General features: G+C 44.6%; 2 protein-coding genes and 1 pseudogene. 2 read left to right on the top strand and 1 reads right to left on the bottom strand.

The window, feature by feature from the left end; all coding sequences use genetic code 11:
* Positions 1-84: 84 nt before the first annotated feature.
* Both LYNGBM3L_RS50545 and LYNGBM3L_RS23085 read left to right on the top strand, forming a co-directional pair.
* Positions 85-357, top strand: a pseudogene (locus LYNGBM3L_RS50545) (CLIPPER-2 domain-containing protein); the annotation flags it as partial.
* A gap of 51 nt (positions 358-408) precedes the next feature.
* Positions 409-1,437 (top strand): CLIPPER-2 domain-containing protein, encoded by a 1,029-nt coding sequence (locus LYNGBM3L_RS23085; RefSeq protein ID WP_009149397.1) that lies wholly within the window; start codon positions 409-411, stop codon positions 1,435-1,437.
* A 537-nt stretch (positions 1,438-1,974) separates the two neighbouring features.
* On the opposite strand, the gene LYNGBM3L_RS23080 is transcribed toward LYNGBM3L_RS23085, so the two are convergent.
* Positions 1,975-2,713, bottom strand: a 739-nt coding sequence (locus LYNGBM3L_RS23080) for a group II intron reverse transcriptase (RefSeq protein ID WP_044494427.1), incomplete at its 5' end; no start/stop codon positions are given.

Genomic DNA, 2,713 nt, shown 5'->3' with positions numbered 1-2,713 from the left:
GAACAAACAATTCCTTTCAACAATTCGGCAATTTAGATGTGCCACCTCTTCCTGACCCCATACTTGAACTGAAAAACAGCCAATGTTACAGAGGTTGATGAAGCGGGAGATGAGATCGAATATACCTATGAAATTACCAACACAGTTGAAGGTTCAGAAGCAACTAATATTACCTTAGTTGATGATAACTTTACCTCTGACACTGGCGATGATTTTAATCCAACTTTTGTTAGCGGTGATACTGATGGAGATGGTAATTTAGACTTTGGGGAAACTTGGGTATATCAGGCTTCCTATACCGTTACTCAAGCAGATCTAGATAATGGGGTTGATCTGGTTAATGTTGCTACTGCTGATAGTGCGGAAACCGAGCCAATCACCGATGATGCCACAGTCGGTGTAAAGCCGATGCCTGGTGTGGATCTGATCAAAGATGTAGCACTTACCAACGATGCTGATTCATCTCAAGATATTAGTGCAGGGGACGAACTTACCTATAGCTTCACTCTTGAAAACACGGGTAATGTCACCTTAACTGATGTAGGAGTGACAGACCCCTTACCTGGTTTAAGTGGGATCGACTTTGGTACTTTTGACGGAACTTTAGACCCAGGCGAGGAGGTAACTGGTACTGCTACCTACACTGTAACTGCAGCTGATGTTACAGCAGGTACAATTGAAAACACTGCTACCGTAGCTGCCGAAGACCCACAAGGCGAGGATATTACAGATACGGACAGTGAGATAGTTGATCTACCTGAACCAAAACTGGAGATCGACAAGATGTTTGTAGATTTTGTCGATAATGACGGCAATGGTATTGTTACTCAAGGAGACGATCTCAACTATACAATTAAAGTCAGTAGCACCGGAGATGCGAATTTAACTGATGTTACCGTTAGTGATCCCCTGACAGGACTTGATGAAACTATCGAGTTCCTAGGTGCAGGTGATATGAAAAGCTTTGAGGTTATCTACCGCGTATCAGAAACAGATGCACTCACCGGTCAAGTTCTCAACACTGGAATTGCTGATAGTACTCAAACCGATCCAGTACAAGATACTGTGGATGTACCTGTTAAATTGGCTGTGGATATAGACATTAAGCCCGGTTCCTTCCCCAGCTCCTTCAATTTAAGGGGTAACGGTACCGTACCTGTGGCAATCTTCGGTACCAGTGTTTTCGACGCGACTTCCATTACGGAAGTTTGCTTAGAAGAGTTTATGCCTGGTCCGTCTACAGGAGAAGGCTGCACCGAGGATATCAACTTTGAGGATGTGAACGGTGACGGTATTACAGATGCTGTAGCCAAGTTCAGTAAGCCCGATTTGATCGGTGTTTTAGACACAGATAGCGAGTTTGCTATGCTCACTGGCATGACAAGCAATGGGGTGATGTTTGTTGGTGTGGGCGACGTAAACGTTACCCAGGTGTAAAACACACTTCTGTATATTTACCCAACTTCCTCTGCTTCTGGTTAATTCCCCTATATCTACGTTCAAGATCAAAAAAACCCCAGCGGGTAGCTGAGGAATAAGTCAAGGTGCATCTACTATTCCTGAATCCAACCGGGGTCTACCTAGATCCGGAAATATTTCCAAAACATAGGGAAATGCGATATAGCGTTTTTCATGAGCTAAGGTACACAGGATTTTTTCCGACTTCCCTGCTCCGAAGTCCCTGCTCCGAAGTCCCTAAAATCCACTCCTAGTCAGTACCTCACCCAATTGAAAACTGCTATATAGCACTACGCATTCAGATGTTTTACATTGTCTTGATGCAGTCGCTCATGGGGGGAACCCCCAAGACCGTAATGGTGCGTTTTCCGTTGGCGAATTAAATTCGCCACGGGTCGCACCTCTGCATCGCTCCTAAACTCCGAAACTTAGTCATAGCGTTAGAGTCGATGCCTGGTATTACCCAGGGCACCTCTCCTTCAAATCTGGGCGTGCGACTTTCACCGCACCCAGCTCCTAGATATCCTGACCTTTCGGTCTGCTTCCGTGGATTAGTTGATGGCAGCTGTGATGAACTGCTAGCAAATTCTTTGGTTTCCAGTTATCGTGGTTTCCATCAATATGATGTAAGTGTACGACTTCTTCCCCTAGGAATTTGTGTCCACATTGTCCACAGGAATGGTTTTGCTTAGTTAAGGCTTTGGAGGTAGCATTATCATAGAGCTTGCTATTGCGTTTGCTCCAGTAAACTAGGTCACCATCATAGGGTGACTTAGTCCCTTTAACATTGACATGTTTGTTCTCTGAATAAGGTACCGCCGGAAATGCTTTGTTCACTAACCTTACGGCTTCGTGTTTGTCGATTTTCTTTTCCTTTATGAATTTACGGCGTGCTGATTCATTTGCAAACCATAAACTATTTCGGGAGCCGTCCATCTTGCCATACCGGTGGTAGTTTCTCCAGCCCCGAACAATGGGGGCTAGTTTTCTTGCCTTAACTTTTGCACCATAATTCGAGTTGCTGACCACGGCTTTGATTTTCTTTCGGGTTGTTTTATAGTTTTCCGGTGAGGGGAAACTTCTGAACTTTCCGTTTTTCTGGACTCGAAAATTCCAGCCCAGGAAGTCAAATCCGTCTGTCGTTTTAGTTAGCTTAGTCTTTCGAGCGCTGATTTCCATTCCACGTTCGGCGAGGAAGCTCTTGATTTTATCTAGAATTTCCTCTGCATTGTCTTCTGGCTTGAGAATTATTACC

Source organism: Moorena producens 3L (genome assembly GCF_000211815.1).
Taxonomy (GTDB): domain Bacteria; phylum Cyanobacteriota; class Cyanobacteriia; order Cyanobacteriales; family Coleofasciculaceae; genus Moorena; species Moorena producens.
Note: the sequence above shows the minus strand (reverse complement) of the source record. Positions and strands in the feature narration are given on the sequence as shown.

Excerpts from the sequence above, each read along its gene's own strand:
- LYNGBM3L_RS23085 (WP_009149397.1), top strand. The coding sequence starts at position 409 with ATGCCTGGTGTGGATCTGATCAAAGATGTAGCACTTACCAACGATGCT.